The following is a 17063-nucleotide window of genomic DNA, read 5'->3' as shown; positions in this document are numbered from 1 at the left end:
TCGCGGCGCCGAGCCCTGTCGCCAGGTACACCGGCTTCGCCAAGCCGGAGAGCGTGCTGTACGACGCGGACAACGACCGCTACCTCGTCTCGAACATCAACGGCAATCCGGACGACAAGGACAACAACGGCTTCATCTCTGTCCTCTCACCCGACGGTCAGGTGACGAACCTGAAGTGGATCGAGGGCGGCAAGGCCAAGGTCAAGCTCGACGCGCCGACAGGATCGGCGATCGCGAAAGGCGTGCTCTACGTCGCCGACCTCACGACCGTCCGGATGTTCGACCTCAAGACCGGGGCGCCGAAGGGGGAGATCGCCATCCCCGGTACGACGTTGCTGAACGACGTCGCGGCGGCTCCGGACGGCAAGGTCTACGTGTCCGACTCCGGCTTCAAGATCGGCGCGACCGGAAACCTGGAGGCGACGTCGAGTGACGCCATGTACGTCATCGAGAAGGGCAAGGCCAAGGCGCTGGTGAAGACAACCGACCTGCACATGCCGAACGGCATCGCATGGTCCGACAAGGGGCTCGTGGTCTGCTCGAGCGGCGCTCCCGAGGTCTTCCGCCTCGACGAGGAGGGCGCCAGGCAGGACGCGACCACCACGGCGCCTGGCGGCCGCCTCGACGGCCTGATCTCCCTCGGGGACTCGCTCCTCGTGACCAGCCACGAAGCGTCGGCGGTGCTTCGCGGGAAGCTCGGCGGAACCTTCGAGGTCGCGATTCCCGAGCAGAAGACGCCCGCGGACATCGGTTACGACACGAAGCGTGGACGCGTCCTCGTTCCCCATGTGATGGTGGACACGGTCGACGTCTACGAGCTGAGGTAGTCTGCGGACGAAAGACCCTTCGCGATGGAGGAAGACGTCCTCGAGGCGACGATGGAATGCTGACGCCCCACGGGCGTCGAGCTGTTCACCTCCTCAGCTCTCGGCGCGCCATCGCGCCACGAGGTCGCGCGCCGCCGCCGACCACTCGGTGAAGGCGAATGTGAAGCCGGCCTCGCGCAGGCGTCCGGGGACGACGCGCCGGCTCTTCAGCACGAGCTCGGTGTCCGTGCGCATCACGAGCGCGCCGACCTCCAGCATCCATCTCGTCGCAGGCAAGCCGAAGCCGATACCCCAGGCCTCGCGCAGGGCGCGCATGAAATCACGGTAGGGGAGCGGCCCCGGCGAGGCGAGGTTGACCGGCCCGGAGACGTCATCACGCTCGATCAAGAACCTCGTCGCTCGCACGAAGTCGCGCTCGTGGATCCACGACACGAACTGCTGCCCTCCGCCGGCCGGACCGCCAAGGCCCCGCCGGGTGAGCCCGAGCAGCACGTCGAAGATGCCGCCGTGATGAGGGCTCATCACCATGGAAGCGCGGATCGCGATCTTGCGCGTGCGCGGCGTCCTGGCCTCGTCCAGCGCCTGCTCCCACGCTCGGGCGATCTCGACGCTGTTGCGCCAATACGAGGGGACGTCCGGCTCGTCGCCGCCGAGGAGCCCGGTCGCCTCGTCGTTGGGCGCGTCGTGGCGGTGCGCGTAGATCGTGGCCGTGCTCATCTGCAGCCATACGCGCGGCGGTCGCGCGGCGGCGGCGATCGCCTCGCCGACGGCGCGCGTCGAGTCCACACGAGAGCTCCTCATCGCGAGGAGGTTCTCGTCCGTGTAACGGCAGTTCACGCTCCGGCCAGCGAGGTTGAACACCACGTCGGCGCCGTCGAGCTCGCTCGCCCAGGGGCCGAGCGTGCGTCCATCCCACGGCACGACCCGCCCCGCGGGCACGCTCGCGCTGCGGCAAAGGACGATCACCTCATGTCCGTCGGCCGCGAAGGCGCGCGCAAGGATCTGACCTACCTGTCCGCTCCCGCCCGGAAGGATGATCTTCATGCCGCGAGCCTACCTCGGGCTGCCGCGAATGCACAGCCCGGCGCGACCACGAGAGCTCGCCGCGCCAGCGCCTGGCGAGGGCGCACCAATCCCGGGCGCGCTGCCGGAGCGACCGCGCCCGGGAGCGCATGGTGGCCTGTTCGTCCAGCCCCTCAGGCGGCGGCGCGCGGGCGGGCGCTCGTCATGCTTCGGCCTGCTCCTTGAGGAATTGACGCACGAACTTCCCGTAAGCCTCCTTCATGGGCAGATCGTCGTCGACGCGAAGCCTGCGACGGGTGGCCGGGACGCTCTCTCCGGTCCTGGGGTTCTTCCCTACCTTGGCTATCGTCTCCCAATAAACGCCCGACCCCCGGCGCTGCCACGCGGGCACGTCGTTGAAGTTGATCCCACGAGAGAAGAGCAGCTCGTTCTTTCCAGCGACGGAGAGGCCGAGCATCGCATGGGTGGCTTCCTTGACGCTCTTGCCCTCTTTTCGAAGGGTCCAATAGCACCAATTGTTGAGAGCGGATCGCGTCGCGTCCGCCTGCCGCCAGCGAAAGTAGTCGACCACGTCTCCGCGCCGGGCGCCGAGCCACAGGCGCGCGTCGAACTCCACCGGCGCGCTGAGCGAGAGCGAGAGGCTGGCGGTGGCAGAGCTGGCGGCGATGGAGACCAGCTTCTCTACCTGGCGATCGAAGACGTTGGTCTCGTGGGGGAGCAGGATGGAGATCTCGTCGCTTTGCGTATGGGCGTAAGAGCCGTGGAGAGAGGTGAGCACGGCCTTCGCGGCGTCCGTCATCTTGTGATGGAACCCCGTGTCGAATGGTTTCTCGCAGGTGCGCTCCGTCAGCCGCGAAAACGATCGGCCGTCCACCCGAATGACGATGTACGCGCCCTGCAGCGCGCGCAGCTCGTGAAAGCACTCGCCCAGTCGCATCTTCGCATCCATCTCGTCACTCTTCATTCGACTGCTCCTGCCAGACCTCCTGCGTGAAACCATCGTTCGTCATCGTCACGTAGTAGAGCTCGTCGAAGCCTTCGCTCGGATGCGGGCGTCGAAGCCTCTTCGCCACGTCCAGCACCCCCACGTCGGGGACGCGCGCCCGCCCCTCGCGCAGCGCGTTGCGGGCGATCGAGTCTGCCACGCGCGACGAGAAATAATACCCGACGACGCGCGCTCCATGGGCGCGGGCGATGGTGATGAGGGGCGCCCGTTCGGCCGGGGAAGGGTTGGTGTTGTCGACGACGACAGAGAGCCCTCGCGAGAGGGCCTCGGTCACCAGGCGGGCCTGGCGCACGTCGCGCTTCTTCGCGTTGGGAAAATTGTCCTTGCTGACATGCACGTGCGTCCCGGAGAAGTGGGTCCGGAAGAACGTGGTCTTGCCCGATGCCGGCAGGCCAACGAAGAGGATCACTGCCGGCGAGCCCATCGATTGGCGACCTCAGCGGGGCGTGCGCGCGTCGCCGAGGTAATAGTCGCGCTGCGCCGGATAGTAGTCGGCGAAGCTGGGCAGCGGCTCGCCGAGCCTGGAGGCGACGAGCATGTCGAGGTAATACTCCCAGCCCGGCCCGACATCGCCGGCGAGCGCTGGATCGGCGAGGCGCTGGATGAAGGTGAGCTCGGTGATCTCACCCTTCGCCGCGAGCGACAGCTCGAGCCGCCACTCGCCGTGATCGTCCTTGGCCGAGAGCGCGAGGCGATGCGGCGGCTCGCATGTATCGATCGACATATCGCTCCACGGTGCCCCCTGCTCGAACGCCATCTGAAGGCGCACCGTCTTGCCGGGCCCCGCTTCGCCCTCCCACGGGCCGATCCAGCGCGCCGTGCTCTCGGAGGCGGTGACGCTCTGCCAGACATCCTCGATGGGGGCGCGAAAGCTGCGCGTGATGATGAGATCGGCGCCTGTCGCCGTGCTCCGGACGCGGCCTGTGGGTCGGGGGCTCATGCGGTCTCCTTCCTTCGTTTCGCTTCGTTGCGGGACGGGGGGGCGGTCGCCATGCGCCGCTCCCGGCCGACGCGGTGCACCTCGGTCTCGAGGGCGTCGAACCGGCGGTGCCACGGGCTCGCCGCGTGCAACTCGCGCAGGAACGCCTCGAGCTCGGCGAGCGCACCGAGCTCGAGGCGGTACTCGCGCTCGCGACCGCACTGGACGTCGCGCACCAGGCCCGCCTCGCGCAGCACGCGCAGGTGCCGGCTGACCGCCGGGCGGCTGACCGGAAACGCGCCGGCGATGGCGCCCGCCGTGGCGGTGCGATCGCGCAGCATCCGCAGGATCTCCCGCCGGATCGGATCCGCCAGCGCCTGGGCAACGGCGTCCATCGGCATGATATGTAACGGATGTGTTACGCGTTCGTCAAGCCGCACGGCCGAGCGCGCAGGTGAATTTCTTCCAATACGCGGTCGGCGCGATGCTCCAGGATGAGCGCCAACCCGGATCGCCGAGGCGACGGGCGCCAGGAGAGGCTCGCCTTCCTCCTGGCGCACGGGCGCGCGAGGCGCGCCGCTCGACCGTCAAGGCAACTCCCGCCGTTCCCCCGGGAAAGGCCATGATCCGATACGAGCACGAAGGAGCGCGACGATGACGAAGAGCAAGATCCACCCCGTCCCGGATGGTCAGACGTGCTTCCCCTACCTGAGCGCGCGGAGCGCCGCGGAAGCCATCGAGTTCTACAAGCGCGCGTTCGGCGCGCGCGAGGACTCGCGCATCCCGATGCCCGACGGGCGGATCGGCCACGCCGAGCTGTCCATCGGCCGAGCCCGGTTCTTCCTGTCGGACGAGTATCCCGAGCTCGGCGCCATCAGCCCCGAGACGCTGGGAGGCAGCAGCCCGGCCGTCGTCGTCTACGTGGAGGACGTGGACGCGCTCGTCGCGCAGGCCGCGGCGGCAGGCGCGACCATCGATCGCCCGCCGCAGGACAAGCCGTTCGGAGACCGGACGGCCTGGCTCCGCGATCCGTTCGGCCATCGCTGGTCCTTCGCGAGCCGGATCGAGGACGTCTCTCCCGAAGAGCTGCAGAGGCGCCTCTCGGCGATGTAGCGAGCCGTCACAAGGGCGGCCCCGGAGCGGGCGGGGAGGGCGAGCGCGAGAATTGCGGCGCTTCACGAGGGGGAGCTTGCTAGGGTGTGCGGACGTCCATGCTCCCTGACGAACGCGCTCCTCTCCCGCTGCCGGCTCCCGCTCCGCTCACGCCTCCGGAGGGCTTCGCGGAGCGCCTCGCGGCGATCGGTGTCCCCCTCGACGCCGGGGTGATCGCCAAGCTCGGCGATTACCTCGCGCGCCTGCTCGCGATGAACGAGCTGATGAACCTCACCTCGATCACGGATCCGGTCGAGGTCTGGGAGAAACACGTCCTCGATTCGCTCACGCTCGTGCCGCTTCTGGAGGAGCTGAGCGCGGGGGCGCGCCTCGCCGACATCGGCTCGGGCGGGGGCCTCCCCGGCCTTCCGCTCGCCATCGCTCGGCCCGATCTGAAGGTGACTCTGGTGGAGGCGACGCAGAAGAAGGCTTCGTTCCTCGTCGCGGTGGCCGCGGGCCTCGGGCTCACCAACGTGTCGGTGCGCGCCGAGCGCGCCGAGCAGCTCGGCAAGGGCGATCTCCGCGGCGCGTTCGACGCGGTGACGGCGCGCGCGGTGGGGCGCCTGGTCATGCTGATCCCCCTGACCGTGCCCTTCGTGCGGCCCAACGGGCTCGTGCTGCTGGTGAAGGGCCAGCGCGCCGAGGAGGAGCTCGCCGAGGCGAGCTGGGTCCTCGGGCGACAGCGGGCCGCCTTCGTGAAGACCGTGGGGACGCCGACGGGGAAGATCGTGATGCTGCGGAAGTCGGGGGAGGAGCCGAAGCGCCATCTCGGGCGGTGATCCCCGGCGGTGTTCCTTCCACGCCCCCGGGGTGACTGGCCGGGGCGGCGCGAGCACACGCCTGCTGGGCTCAATCGGAGACCATCGCGCGGGCCTCGCCTTCGAGCGGAGGCTCGCGGCTCCCCTCCCTGGAGAGGGTCGCCCAGAGGCGAACGGCGCGGCCCAGGTACAGCGACGGGTCGCCGTCGTTCAAGAACGCGCTCAGGCCCACCTCCTGGCGAACGCCGTCCTCCACCTCCCGGAGCCGCACCCATCGCTGCAGACCGTAGAACGTGAGCAGCTCGCCGGAGGAGGCGTCGTCCACGCCATAGCTCAGGATGCCCTCGGGCGCGCATACGCCGGAGCGGACGCTGAGCCAGATACGGTATCCTCCTTGGCCCCCCGTGGCGCGCACCTCGCCCTCGTGGCTCACGCGCACCATCGATCCATCGCTCAGCAGGGCAAACTCGGCTATCTGCCGTTCGGCATGCTGTGCTGGGTGTGGTGGATCCACCACGCGCATCTGTGCGGCGTCGATCCGGCGATCGACGTCGTCGCAGGGGCCGGGCCGACGCTCGCTCGTCCCCCAGCGCCAGGGCCCGAGAGAGGGCGCCCCGCTCAGCGGTCCGGCAAGGCCACGATCCCGACATAGGTGGGCTCGGGGACCTCGGTGACGCGGCCTGTCGGCTCGAGGGCGCCCGTCGCCTCGTCCACGCGAAACGCGACGATGTTCCCCGAATCCTGGTTCGCGACGAGCATCAGCTTGCCTGTCGGCGAGATCTGGAAATGGCGCGGCGTCATGCCCTGCGTCGAGGCATGGCCGGCGGGCGTGAGCGTGCCCCGCTCCGGATCGACCGCGAAGATGGCGATGCTGTCGTGGCCGCGGTTCGACCCGTAAACGAACTTGCCTGACGGGGACACCTGGACCTCGGCGCAGAAGTTCCCCTCGGCGCTCACGCCGTCGGGCAAGGTCGAGACGGTGGCCATGGCGGTGAACGTCCCGCGCGACGAATCGTAGCTCAGGGTGGTGATCGAGCCGGCAGACTCGTTGATCACATAAGCGAACCGGCCGTTCGGGTGGAACTCGAGGTGTCGAGGCGTCGTGTCCGCGGGGAGCGAGAGGGCTGGCGGATCGTTCGGCTCCATCTGGCCCGTGTCCGCGTCGAAGGTGAGCTGCGCTATCTCGTCGAGCCCGAGGTTGGTGACGAACGCAAACCGGTTCGCCGGATCGGTCATGGCGTGGTGCGGCCTCGTCCGGCGACCGAAGGACACGTCGAAGGCCGCCTGGCCGAGCGCGCCGTCCTGGCCCACGGGGAGCACCGCCGCCGTCCCGCCGCCGTAGTTGGCGACGAGGACGAAGCGCCCGGAGCGATCCGTGGACAGGTGGGCGGGGCCCGCGCCCTTCGAAGAAGCCCTGTTGATGAGCTCGAGCGTCCCGCCCTGAGGCTCGATCCGGAACGCGCTGACCGCTCCCGACAGCTCCCCGTCCACCTCGTTCAGCTCGTTCGCCGCGAAGAGGCGCTGGCGCGCGGGGTCGACGGCGAGGAAGGTCGGGTTCATCTCGGCGTCGAGCGGGCCCTGCACGGCCGAGAGCGCGCCGTCGGCGCCGTCCAGGCGGAAGACGAAGAGCCCCTCGTGACCACCGACATAGACCACGAACGCGCGTTCGGCCGGAGAGCCGCCGCCGCCCGCGCCGCCGCCGCCCGCGCCGCCGCCGCCCGCGCCGTTGCCGCCCGCGCCGCCGCCGCTCATGCTGCTGGCGCTCGTGCTGCCGACGCTCGCGGCGTCGCCCTGGCTCGCGCCCTCACCGCCGCCGGCGGTCACGCCCGTCGTGGCGCCGTCGTTCGGCGCTCCGGCGCCGGAGCTGCTGCATCCGAGCCACAGTCCTGCCGCCAGAAAGAGGAGCGCGCGCTGCATCGACCCGGTTTCTCCTGCCTCCTGCGTTAGACCTGGGCAGCGCCGCGGCGCAAGCGCCACGGCGCGATCCTCTTCGCGGCGCGCTGCGGCAGATCCGCGGCGGTCGCGCCGCCTCGCAGCGATGGCCGGGAGGACGCGCGAGGCCGTGCGGCGCCTCACGCTCGCCCGCGCAGCGCCCCGGCGGCGGCGCCGAGGAGCGCGCCGGCCGCGATGGGCACGCCGTGGGCGAAGGCGACGTGGACGACCTCGTCGAGCGAGCAGTGCGCGTGGATGCCGAGCGCCGCCCCGAGCCCGCACAGGGCCCCGATCGCGGCGCCCCGCCACGCAGGGGCCGAGAGGAACGAGCGGCGCAGCACGAGCGCCGCCAGCGCGAACGGCACGAGCGCCATGCTGAGCGCGACCGCGCTGCACTCGAGGTGCACGATCAGGGGCGCCAGCACGTCGTCCACACGCGACGTGACGACCGCCGCGGCCAGGAACCCGACCGCCACCGCGGCGACGAGCACCTGGAGCGCCCGCACGCCGGCCGGCAGGCCCCGGGCGCGCGGCAAGAGCGCGAGCAGCAGGCCGAGGCCGGAGAGCGCCGCCAAGAGGACGAGCGGGAGGGCGACCCGGGGCGACCCGAGGTCGTCGCGGAAGCCCTCCCACCACGTCAGGAGCAGGATCCACGCGAGCCCCGCAAGGATCGCGCCCACGACGCGGCGCTCGCGCGCCGGGCGTGTCGGCGACGGCTCGGCCGGCGCCTCGACCTGGGCCGGCGGCGGGCCAACGGCGAGGTGGGCCGCGGGATCGGGGATGTCCTTCAGCTCGCTCAGCAAGTCGCGATCAGTCGACATTGGCACCTCCCCGGACGCGCCCCTGGCTCTTGCCCCGGCGGCGCTCTTCCGCGCCTCCTGGTTCCGCCTCGGGCCGCCGCTTGAGATCATCGAGCGCCGCCCGCAGCGCCTCGTAGGCGCGGAACGCGCGGAGCTTCACCGCGCTCGCGGTCGTCCCCAGGACGGCCGCGGCGTCCTGCACGCTGAGCCCCTCGTACCGGATCAGGATGAACGCCTCGCGCTGCGAGGCCGGCAGGCCCGCCAGCGTCCGCTCCACCGCCCGCGCCGTCTCGGAGGCGATCGCGACCGCCTCGGCGTCCGCGCCGCGCGCGTCCGGCGGCTCCGCGCCCGGATCGCTCGGGAGGCGCTCGGTGCCGCGGTGCTTCTGGGCGCGCGCGTGATCCAGGTAGACGTTGCGCGCGATGGCGTAGGCCCACGGCGCGACGGCGCCGCCGCGGGCGAAGCTCGATCGGGCGCGGTGCATCCGCAGGAACGTCTCCTGCGTCAGGTCGCCCGCGAGCGTCTCCGAGCCGCTCATGCGGGTGAGGTACGCGAGGAGGCGCGCCGCGAGCGCGCGGTGCAGCTCCGGAAACGCGCGCGCGTCGCCGCACGCGTACCGGTCCATCGCTTCGTTCAGGGCGAGCTCATCCATGGCGGTCCTGACGGCATACACCGTCTGCGCCCCGGCGATCATCGCGACGGCCCGAGGAGCGCCCCGCGCTCGGCGAGGTCGCTCAGCAGGGCCGCGGTGCTCTCCAGCACCGGCCCGTCGACCGGGTGTCCCAGCGCGGCGCAGCCCGCGACCACGGCCTCCCCGAGCGCGGCGCCCGCGAGGAGGCGGCCCAGGATCTCGGCCGCGAGCGGCGTGAGCTCGAGGAAGCGCACGTCGTGCGCGGCGTCGCGGTACACGAGCAGGCGGGTGGGCTCGCGGGCCGGCACGTCGCGCGCCGACGCGTCGCCCTGCAGCCTGTGGACCGCGTGCTCGTAGCGCACGAGCGCCGCGGCCCGCTGGAAGCGCGCCCCCCGGTCGAGTGACAGCGCTTCGCCCAGGGGCCCCGGCGCCTCGTCGCCCGGCATCCCCGGCGCCTCGTTGCCCGGTGTCGCTGGTGCCTCGTCGCCGAGCGGCCCTGACGCCCCGCCCGCGCCGGCCTCCTCGTCCTGCTCGGCGCACGCCGCCGCGAACGCGACCAGCTCGTGGCGCGCGAGATCCGCGAGGTACGCGGGGACCTCCGGATCCCCGGCCCAGCGCGGCGCGGCGAACCCCACGAACTCGAACGCGATGTCGCGGAGGTAGCGCGACCGGGGCGGCTCCGCTTCGATGAAGCGCGCCACCTCCGCCTCGAACCGCGCGCCGAGCCGCGCCGCGGTCCGCGGGATCCCGGCGCGGATCGCGCCCGTCAGCCCGCGGCGGATGAGGCTCCGGTAGAGCAGCAGCCGCTTCGGCGGGAGCGCCGCCATCGCCTCGAGGTCCGGCCCCTCGAGCCCGGCGCGGGCGAGCCACGCGCGCGGATCGGCCGCGATCGCCTCGCCGTCCGGCGCGGTCACGCTCCGCTGGAGCGCCCGCTCCAGCGCCGCGAGCTCCGGCGGCGGCGTGTTCGACGTCTCGCGTGTCTCGCACGTCTCGCACATCTCGCCCGCCTCGCCCACCCCGCGCGCCCCGCTCACGCTTGCGCCTCCCGCGCGGCGAGCCCGCGCCGGTACGCCGCGTCGACCTCGGCGAGCTCGGCGAGCAACGCGCCGAGCGGCGGCACGTCGTTGTCCCGCTCGAGCACGACCGGCACCGGCCCGGTCCGCGCGACCGCGCGGGCGAGCAGGTCGAGCACCGGGGCGATCGCCGGCGCGCCGTGCGTGTCGACGAGGACCTCCGCGTCGTCGCGCCACGCGTGCCCCGCGACGTGCATCGCGGCCACGCGCTCGGGAGGGATCTTCTCCAGGAACGCGACCGGGTCGAAGCCGTGGTTCCGGGCGTTGACGTAGACGTTGTTCACGTCGAGCAGGAGCCGGCAGCCGGCGCGCTCGAGCACCTCGACGAGGAAGTCGGCCTCGTCGAGCGAGGCGCGGCCCGGGACCAGGTAGTAGGTGATGTTCTCGATCGCCATCGGGCGCTCGAGCCGCTCCTCCGCCTCGCGGATGCGGGCCGCGGCGTGGGCGGCGGCCGCGGACGTGTGCGGGAGCGGCAGGAGGTCGTGGAGGAACGCGCCGTCGACCCCGGAGAAGCAGAGGTGGTCGCTGTGGAAGGGGGGATCGAGCCGCTCCAGGAACCCCCCGAGCGCGCGCAGGTAGCCGGCGTCGAGCGGATCGAGCCCGCCGACGGACAGGGTGAGCCCGTGCGTCAGGATCGGGCGGTGCTCCCGGACGCGCTCGATCGCGGCGGGGAAGTAGCCGCCGCGCCGCATGTAGTTCTCGGGGGAGAGCTCGAAGAAGGGGACGGGCAGCGCCGCGTCGCGCGCGACGTGATCGGGCGCGTCGAGCGCCGCGAGCACCTCGTCGAGGAACTCCCATCGGAGCCCGAGGCCGACGCCGGTGAGCGCGCTGCCGGTCATGGGGGTACGGGGAGGGCGCGGGAGGCCGCGATCAGCCGCAGGTGCCCTGGCCGCAGCCCGCGTGGCCGGGCTTCTTCGCGGCGGCGCCCGTCTTCTTGGCGGCGGGCTTCGCCGGGGCGCCGGTGGGCGGCGTGGGCGGCGCGGCCGTGGCCGCCGGGGTGGCCGTGGGGGCGACCTTCGGCGAGGTCGCGGCGGACTGCGCGTCGCTCGGCGGCGCGGGCTCGGCCGGGGCGGCGGGGACGTTCGCGCCCGCGGCGGCGTCGCCGGTGGCGGTCTCGGCCGGCGCGGGCGCGGGCGCCGGCGCGGGCTCGGCCGGGGCGGCGGGGGCGGCCTGCTCTGCGGGGACCTCGCTCGCGTTGACCGGCGCCTGCGCGCCGGCGCAGCCGCTCATCACCATGGCGCCGGCGCTCAGCGCGGCGAGGGTCTCGTAAATGCTCTTCTTCGACAGCATCGTGTGGCTCCTCTGGTTCTCGTCTCGACGGGCGTGCGCCCACCGTTGTCGTCTCGACGGGCCTGCGCCCTCCGGCGGGCGAGGCGTGATCCGGCTTCCGGCGGCTTCCGGCGGCTTCCGGACCGCCGTGTCATCTCAGAGCCGCTGCGTCGCCGCAACGGCCCACTTTCGGGCGGCGCGCCGCGCTCACCGCGCGCCGCCGTCCGCTGCCGCCGCCGGCGCCATGGGGGCCGCGCCGGCGGTCGCGGTCAGCTCGAGCGTCACCATCGCCTCCTTGGCGACCTTGGGCGAGAGCACCTCGAGCGTCTTCTGGGCGAGCTTGCCGAACGCCTCCCGCGGGCGGACGTCGTGCTCGGCGAGCCCCACCGGGAACGGCTTCGCCGTCTTCACGGTGACGCTCGCGGGCCTTTCGCCCTCGTACCTGAACGTGGCGATGAGCTCCACGGTCCTCGGGGACTGCCGCTGGTGCAGCAGCAGGTCGCCCGACGCCGTGACGGTCACCGTCCGCTCCGCGCCGGACAGCTTCGAGAGGTCCTTCTCGCCGGAGGTCGAGATCGACCGGATCGCGAACTGGGCCTTCTCGTTCTTCGCGCGGACGTCGTCGGGCGTGTCCTTCGAGATCTCGAGCCAGGTGCGCGCGTGCTGGTTCTGCAGGTCGCTCTTCTTCTCCTCGCCGGGCTTGCCGTCGTCGCCCACGGCGGTCTGGAAGAGCTCGATCGTGGAGAGGTCGACCGTGATGAGGCCCGTCGTCCTCGTGACGTCGGCGGGGTCGACCTGGAGCGTCCCCGCGGCGGCGCCCGCGATCCGCCCGCGGATCTTCTCCTGCGGCGCATCCATCACGAGCTCGACCTTGCTGCCCGCGCGGTCGATCGCGAAGGTCGCCGCGGCGGGCGCCTTCGGCTCCGGCGCCTTGAGCTCGGTCGCGGCGGGCGCGAGGCTCGGCTGCTCCCCCTGGCACGCGGCCGCGCCAAGGCCGGCGGCCGCGAGCGCGAGGAGGAGCAAGGCCCTTGTCCGGATCGTCTTCACGCTCGCCTCCTGCATCTCTCGGGTTGTTGCGCGCCCGCGCACGAGGGCGCGCGGCGGTCTCCACTTGAACAGGAAGGCCGGCGCCCGGAAAGGGAGATCGGGGTCATCGCCATCGCTCGCCCGCCCGCTCTGCGCCTCGGTTCCATGAGTTCCATGTCCGGGATACGTGCGAGCGGCGCCGCGGTTTCGGTGGCGCCGCGGTTTCGGCGGCGCCCGGCTGCGCGGCGCAAGGCGGAGCCCGCCGGGCCTGGGCTGCACAGCCGCGTGTGGCCTGCGGTGTGCACGAGGCGGTCGTCGAAGACGGAACGAGCCAACCGGAGACAACTGCAATGAGCACGCGACGACTCGCGGCGGCCGCCATGACCGCCGCCGGAATGATGGCGCTCGCCGGCGCGGCGGAGGCGCAGGGCGCGGCGGGCCGGGATCAGCAGGTCCGGCCGACAGGCAACCTCCCTCCGGCGGATCAACCGCTCATCCGGCGCATCCCGGAGCCCACTGTCGCGGTGGAGGGCGGCCTCGGCGTGCTGGGCTTCCTGGGCGGCGCCGCGGGCGTCGGGCCGAGCTGGAACGTTCGGGTGACCGGGAGCATGTCGCCGCGCGTGGCCGTCGAGGCCAACTACACCGGCTCGGTGAACGAGCGCGCGCTCGTGGGGAAATCGCTGGTGATGACCTCGCTCGACGCGGGTCTGCGCTACAACATCCTGCGCGCTGACGAGGCGATCGTGCAGCCGTTCGTTGTCGCGGGCGTGGGCTACGTGGGCTGGGCGGGCCGCGGCGGCGACGCGTTCGCGCTGTCGGTGCCGCTCACCGCGGGCGTGGAGCGGCTCGTGACGCGCAACGTCAAGCTGGGCGCTCGGTTCAACTTCCGTCCTGCGTTCTTCGACGACCTGAGCCTCGGCGGCGCGACGACCCAGACGGGCGGCGACACGTGGGCGCTGCTCGCGCACGGCGGCGGCGCGTTTTGACCTGGCCATCGGGTCTTGACCTGGGCCGCGCCTGCGGGGCGAGGCGAGCGTGGGCCGGGCCCCTGTCGTCCCGTGGACGTGGAGTGGAGTACGCTGCCGCCCGCTCGGGCGGCGACCCGCCTTCGGGGTCCCGCGGCCGCGGCCGGGCTTGATCCACGGAGAACGACGGTATGAACACGCGCAGCGACTCGCCCCGTCGGGGCCTGAGCCTCTTCTTCACGGGGCTCGCGCTCGTCTCGAGCGCGGCTTGCTCCAGCAAGCAGCCGGCGACCCAGGGGACGTCGACGGTTGCGGCGGGCGAGCAGCGGGAGAACGGCTGTTCGACTGGGCCGCTCCTCGAGTGCCCCGAGGGCCAGCTCGACGGCTGCGCCAACGGGACCACCACGGAGCATCGATGTGTGGACGCGGGGCGGGGGAGGTGCCTCGACATCCGGGCGGCGCTCGTGAAGTGCCTGGACGGCGAGATCCTGACGCACGACGGCTGCCCCGAGCCGGCCTACATGCAGCGGTGCGCGCCCAGGTCCGCGCAGCTGCCGTGAGGTGGCGCGGTTGTCGTCTGAAAAGTTCAGGGGTCGACTTGATTTCTTCTCGCTGTCTGCAGCGCTCACCGGTCGCCCTTGTGTCGCGCCCGCTGGCCGGGCGGATCAACCCTACTTCCCCGCTACCCCGACGCGCGGGGCGACCTCGGCGCGGAGATCTTCGTATTCGAGATGATCGGCCCCCCCGCGTACGAGCCGGCGCCGCCTTCGCTGCCCCAGCTATCGACCTCGTCGGGCGGAGTGTCCTCGAGCTCGCCAGACGGCGTGATCGGCCCGCGGACGCCCGGGACATCCGCCTGCGGGAGAGGCCGCTTCTCCTCGCTGACCTCGTGCGCGAGGCGCGGGTCGCCGGGCGGATCGTGCGTTGTATCGACTCCCATGTCTCCTCCTTCCCGAGGGCTCCTGGGACCGGCGCGCTCGATCGTCCACTCCTCCCTTGCGGCGGCTGTCCCGTCTGCCCGCCGCCCCCGGCTCACCCCTCGTCCATGACGGGGATCGTGAACCTGAACGTCGTCCCCACGCCCACGCGGCTCTCCACGTGGATCGTCCCCCCGTGGGCCGCCACGAGCTCCCGGGCGATGGCCAGCCCGAGCCCGGTGCCCTTGTAGCCGTTCCGCTGGCCGCGCCAGAACCGCTCGAAGAGGTGGGGCAGCTCGTCCTCCGGGATCCCGGGCCCCGTGTCGGCCACCGAGAAGACGACGTGCTCCTCCCCGCGCTCGCACCGCAGCGTGATCGCCCCCTGGGCGCCCGTCACCTGGAGCGCGTTGCTCAGGAGGTTGGTGAGCACCTGGAGCACCCGATCGCGATCACACGTGACGAGCGGGACGTCGTCGGCCGCCACGACCCCTAGCTGGACCCCCTTCTCCTGGGCCTGCGACTCGAACGTCTCCACCGCCTCCCTGCCGATCTCCCGCGGATCCTGCGGCTGCCGGCGCAGCGCCAGCCGGCCGGCGCGCAGGCTCGCGAAGTCGAGCAGGTCGTGGAGCAGCCGATCCATCCGGTGCGCCGAGCGCTGGATCGCCTGGATCGCCTTCGTGTCGCCCTTCTCTCCCCGCGTCGCCGCGCGCTTCGTCATCACGGCGGCCGCCGTGAGGATCGCGCTCAGGGGGTTCCTGAGGTCGTGGGACACCGTGGCGAGCACGTTGTCCCGGAGCTCGATCGCGCGCTGCGCCGCCTCGTACAGGCGGGCGTTGTCCGCCGCGAGCGCCGCCCGCTGCGCCAGGTCGTGCGCCACCGCGAGGTCCGCCTCGTCGTAGACCCGGCCGGACCCCGCCGTCGCCAGCGTGATGCAGCCGAAGGTGCGGCCCCGCGCGACCATCGGGACCACCAGGGCCGACGTGATCCCGAGCGCCCGGGCGAACCGGCGGAAGGCGCCGTTCTCGTCGAGCGAGGCGACCAGCGGGTGCGACAGATCCCTGATGAGCTCCGGGCGCTCGCGGCAGAGGGCCCGCTCCAGCAGCGCCATCAGCGGCGGCGGGGGATCCAGCTCGCGGAAGAGCGCGCGCGCCCGCTGGAGCTCCTCCGGGCGCGTGTGGGTCACCGTGATCCCGCGCGCCTGCTCGAGGTCCGGGAGCGTCTGGATGACGCACCAGTCTGCCAGCTCGGGGACCGTCAGGTGCCCCACCCGGTCGAGCGTGCCCTGGAAGTCGAGGGTGTCGCTGAGCGCGGCGCTCGCGGCGGCCAGGAAGCGCTCCCCCCGCTCGACGCGCGTTCGCTCCGTGATGTCGAAGAAGGTCACGACGGCCGCCATCACGCGCCCGACCGGATCCCGGACCGGCGCCGAGCGCACGAGGATCCGCCCCCGCGCGCCGTCGTCGCGGACGATGTCGATCTCCTCGTCGATCACGACCTCGCCGGTCGTGATCGTCCGCGCGAGAGGCCAATCCCGGGCCTCGTATGGCCTGCCCGACCGAGGGTCGGAGCCCCGGCAGACGGCGTATCCATCGATGTTGTCGATCTCCAGGAGCGGCAGCCCGAAGATCGCCCCGGCCTGGGGGTTCGAGAGGAGGACGCGCCCCGTCGGCGGCTCGGCGATGACGAGCCCCGCCGGCATCTGCTCGACCACGGTCGCGAGCAGGGCGCGGGCGTCGTCCGCCTGGCGCCGCGCCGCGCGCTCCTTCGCGACGAGCTGCGCCTGCACGATGATGCCGGTCGCCCGGCTGGTCATCGTGCGCAGCATCAGCGCGTCATCCTCGGAGAACTCCTCGGCGTTGCGGGAGCCGAGGATCGCGACGCCGATGGAGTGCCCCTCGTGGATCAGCGGCACGCCGTAGACGGCGCGCAGCCCCCTCGCCCGGATTTCCCGCGCGGTGACGGGCAAGCCGCCGGCCGCGGCGTCGAGCGACGTGGGCCCGCGCAGCGCGAGGACCGCGCGGGCGAACTCCCGCGCCGCCTCGAGCGGTGGCCCGGGCAGCGGCCCGTCGTCGATGCCCGCGGTCGCGTGGACCTCGAGGGCGTCCCCGTCCCCGAGCAGGACGATCGCCACGTCCACGGCGGCCGCCGCCTCCCGGGTGGCACGGAGGAGCGCCTTCAGGAAGGTGTCCAGATCGCTGCTTCCGAGCGCGGCCGTCGAGATGGCGTCGAGCGCCTGGAGCAGGCGCACGCGCGCCGCCTGGTAACGGGACACCGCGTCGGCGATCGCCTCGTCGATCGTCCCGTTCAGCTGGATGACCTCACGCCCCCCGTCCCCGCCGCCGTCCCGCTCCCAGAGCTCCAGGATCACGACGCGGAGCGCCGCGTACTCCATCACGACGTCGGCGAGATCGTACCCGTGGGCGAGCCGGCTCAACGCGTGGAGCCCAGGGAGCCCCCGGTGCTTCCGGTCGGCCGCCGCCGCCGTGCCCGCGCTGCGCGTGCCCTCGGCGATGTAGGCGAGGATGTCCGGGAGGTGATCGGTCGGTCTCGGCGCCGGCAGCCGCCGCGCCGGGCTGAGCGCCTGGACTCGGTACTTCCAGGCATCCAGGAGCGCGTCGTGGTGGCGCTGGATGAAGTCGGAGAGCCGCTTTGGGTTCGGTCTACCGAGCAGATCCATCGGGGACCTCACGATAGCGCGAATCCTTGAGCGCGTGTTCACCTAGCACCGACTCGAATCGACGAAATCGACGAGAGAGCGCCGCTCCCAG

The 17063-nt window shown here is 72.5% G+C and carries 20 protein-coding genes; 5 read left to right on the top strand and 15 right to left on the bottom strand.

The genetic code is table 11. The features are described 5' to 3' along the window. Positions 1-53: 53 nt before the first annotated feature. Positions 54-827 (top strand): SMP-30/gluconolactonase/LRE family protein, encoded by a 774-nt coding sequence (locus WME73_RS33625; protein WP_437912169.1) that lies wholly within the window; start codon positions 54-56, stop codon positions 825-827. Positions 828-920: 93 nt separating this feature from the next. On the opposite strand, the gene WME73_RS33620 is transcribed toward WME73_RS33625, so the two are convergent. The 5 genes from WME73_RS33620 to WME73_RS33600 all read right to left on the bottom strand — a co-directional run bounded on the left by WME73_RS33620 (position 921) and on the right by WME73_RS33600 (position 4170). Then, positions 921-1871, bottom strand: a complete 951-nt coding sequence (locus WME73_RS33620) for an epimerase (RefSeq protein WP_437912167.1) — start codon at positions 1869-1871, stop codon at positions 921-923. Positions 1872-2052: 181 nt separating this feature from the next. After that, positions 2053-2814: a tRNA(His) guanylyltransferase Thg1 family protein gene (locus tag WME73_RS33615; RefSeq protein WP_437851444.1), complete on the bottom strand. Its 762-nt coding sequence runs from the start codon at positions 2812-2814 to the stop codon at positions 2053-2055. Continuing rightward, positions 2804-3280, bottom strand: a complete 477-nt coding sequence (locus WME73_RS33610; RefSeq protein WP_437740432.1) for an AAA family ATPase — start codon at positions 3278-3280, stop codon at positions 2804-2806. The genes WME73_RS33615 and WME73_RS33610 overlap by 11 nt, the downstream gene beginning before the upstream one ends. Before the next feature lie 12 nt (positions 3281-3292). Then, complete coding sequence (locus WME73_RS33605; protein ID WP_437740431.1) at positions 3293-3796, bottom strand: SRPBCC family protein; 504 nt, start codon at positions 3794-3796, stop codon at positions 3293-3295. Then, complete coding sequence (locus WME73_RS33600) at positions 3793-4170, bottom strand: ArsR/SmtB family transcription factor (RefSeq protein WP_437740430.1); 378 nt, start codon at positions 4168-4170, stop codon at positions 3793-3795. Before WME73_RS33600 ends, WME73_RS33605 begins: the two co-directional genes overlap by 4 nt. A gap of 259 nt (positions 4171-4429) precedes the next feature. Here WME73_RS33600 and WME73_RS33595 point away from each other — a divergent pair, with 259 nt between their 5' ends. Then, positions 4430-4888, top strand: coding sequence for a VOC family protein (locus WME73_RS33595; protein WP_437740429.1), 459 nt, complete (start codon positions 4430-4432; stop codon positions 4886-4888). A 98-nt stretch (positions 4889-4986) separates the two neighbouring features. Then, positions 4987-5706, top strand: coding sequence for a 16S rRNA (guanine(527)-N(7))-methyltransferase RsmG (rsmG, locus tag WME73_RS33590; protein WP_437740428.1), 720 nt, complete (start codon positions 4987-4989; stop codon positions 5704-5706). A 70-nt stretch (positions 5707-5776) separates the two neighbouring features. Here rsmG and WME73_RS33585 read toward each other — a convergent pair whose 3' ends face one another. The 8 genes from WME73_RS33585 to WME73_RS33550 form a co-directional block, all read right to left on the bottom strand. Further along, the gene (locus WME73_RS33585; protein WP_437740427.1) at positions 5777-6127 is read right to left on the bottom strand and encodes a hypothetical protein; all 351 of its coding nucleotides are present in this window, start codon (positions 6125-6127) and stop codon (positions 5777-5779) included. 176 nt (positions 6128-6303) lie between these two features. Further along, positions 6304-7602, bottom strand: a complete 1299-nt coding sequence (locus WME73_RS33580) for a lactonase family protein (RefSeq protein ID WP_437912164.1) — start codon at positions 7600-7602, stop codon at positions 6304-6306. A gap of 155 nt (positions 7603-7757) precedes the next feature. After that, positions 7758-8438 carry an NrsF family protein gene (locus WME73_RS33575; RefSeq protein WP_437740425.1) on the bottom strand — a complete coding sequence of 227 codons (681 nt, stop codon included), beginning with the start codon at positions 8436-8438 and terminating at the stop codon, positions 7758-7760. After that, positions 8428-9069 carry an RNA polymerase sigma factor gene (locus tag WME73_RS33570; RefSeq protein ID WP_437740424.1) on the bottom strand — a complete coding sequence of 214 codons (642 nt, stop codon included), beginning with the start codon at positions 9067-9069 and terminating at the stop codon, positions 8428-8430. The genes WME73_RS33575 and WME73_RS33570 overlap by 11 nt, the downstream gene beginning before the upstream one ends. A 38-nt stretch (positions 9070-9107) precedes the next feature. Beyond that, positions 9108-10082 (bottom strand): HvfC/BufC N-terminal domain-containing protein, encoded by a 975-nt coding sequence (locus WME73_RS33565; protein ID WP_437912163.1) that lies wholly within the window; start codon positions 10080-10082, stop codon positions 9108-9110. Beyond that, a complete protein-coding gene (locus WME73_RS33560) occupies positions 10079-10960 on the bottom strand; it encodes a DUF692 domain-containing protein (protein WP_437740422.1) in 882 nt (293 codons plus the stop codon). The genes WME73_RS33565 and WME73_RS33560 overlap by 4 nt, the downstream gene beginning before the upstream one ends. Before the next feature lie 31 nt (positions 10961-10991). Then, on the bottom strand, positions 10992-11411 hold the full coding sequence (locus WME73_RS33555; protein WP_437851422.1) for a hypothetical protein: 420 nt from the start codon (positions 11409-11411) through the stop codon (positions 10992-10994). Between the two features lie 186 nt (positions 11412-11597). Next, the gene (locus WME73_RS33550) at positions 11598-12437 is read right to left on the bottom strand and encodes a hypothetical protein (protein WP_437740420.1); all 840 of its coding nucleotides are present in this window, start codon (positions 12435-12437) and stop codon (positions 11598-11600) included. Between the two features lie 329 nt (positions 12438-12766). On the opposite strand from WME73_RS33550, the gene WME73_RS33545 reads away from it, so the two are divergent. Beyond that, on the top strand, positions 12767-13402 hold the full coding sequence (locus WME73_RS33545) for a hypothetical protein (protein ID WP_437851419.1): 636 nt from the start codon (positions 12767-12769) through the stop codon (positions 13400-13402). A 170-nt stretch (positions 13403-13572) separates the two neighbouring features. Beyond that, a complete protein-coding gene (locus WME73_RS33540; protein WP_437740418.1) occupies positions 13573-13941 on the top strand; it encodes a hypothetical protein in 369 nt (122 codons plus the stop codon). Positions 13942-14063: 122 nt separating this feature from the next. Here WME73_RS33540 and WME73_RS33535 read toward each other — a convergent pair whose 3' ends face one another. Both WME73_RS33535 and WME73_RS33530 read right to left on the bottom strand, forming a co-directional pair. Next, positions 14064-14321, bottom strand: a complete 258-nt coding sequence (locus WME73_RS33535; protein ID WP_437740417.1) for a hypothetical protein — start codon at positions 14319-14321, stop codon at positions 14064-14066. A gap of 92 nt (positions 14322-14413) precedes the next feature. Then, complete coding sequence (locus WME73_RS33530; RefSeq protein ID WP_437912160.1) at positions 14414-16984, bottom strand: ATP-binding protein; 2571 nt, start codon at positions 16982-16984, stop codon at positions 14414-14416. Between the last annotated feature and the right edge of the window lie 79 nt (positions 16985-17063).

The sequence above is a fragment of the Sorangium sp. So ce302 genome (assembly GCF_051530145.1).
Classification (GTDB): Bacteria; Myxococcota_A; Polyangia; order Polyangiales; family Polyangiaceae; genus Sorangium; species Sorangium cellulosum_B.
The sequence above is the reverse complement of the archived record's forward strand: the minus strand, read 5'-3'. Positions and strand labels throughout refer to the sequence as shown.